The organism is Pseudoalteromonas fuliginea (genome assembly GCF_000690055.1).
Lineage (GTDB): Bacteria > Pseudomonadota > Gammaproteobacteria > Enterobacterales > Alteromonadaceae > Pseudoalteromonas > Pseudoalteromonas fuliginea.
Window position 1 is genome coordinate 1 of sequence record NZ_JJNZ01000233.1, and the last position, 307, is coordinate 307.

Here is a 307-nt window from a genome sequence, read left to right on the forward strand (position 1 = left end):
ATCGGAGTGTCCCTAACTCACACCTTATTTCCAATGATTGGTTACCTGTTCACCTATTTCAGCATTCAGGCTATTCCCTTGTTAACACCTATTGTTGGACTCGTTGCTTTTCTGTGTATTAGCCACTTCTTGTGGCAAGAAATCAGTGAAATAAATCAGCCACCAGCCGATGACAACAGACAGCTCATTGTTAGCTTATCGCTTATTCTCGCTGTCAGTTGGGATGCCTTGTGGTCTGGCCCAGCCAAATCGGCACAAGTCGTCGACTGGTCTACATTAATGATTTGGAGCTCATTCGCTTTCGTCG

1 pseudogene is annotated in these 307 nt (G+C 45.3%); it reads left to right on the plus strand.

Features of this window, described 5'->3' with window-relative positions:
- Nucleotides 1–78 precede the first annotated feature (78 nt).
- Nucleotides 79–307: pseudogene (locus DC53_RS00100) on the plus strand (hypothetical protein); the annotation flags it as partial.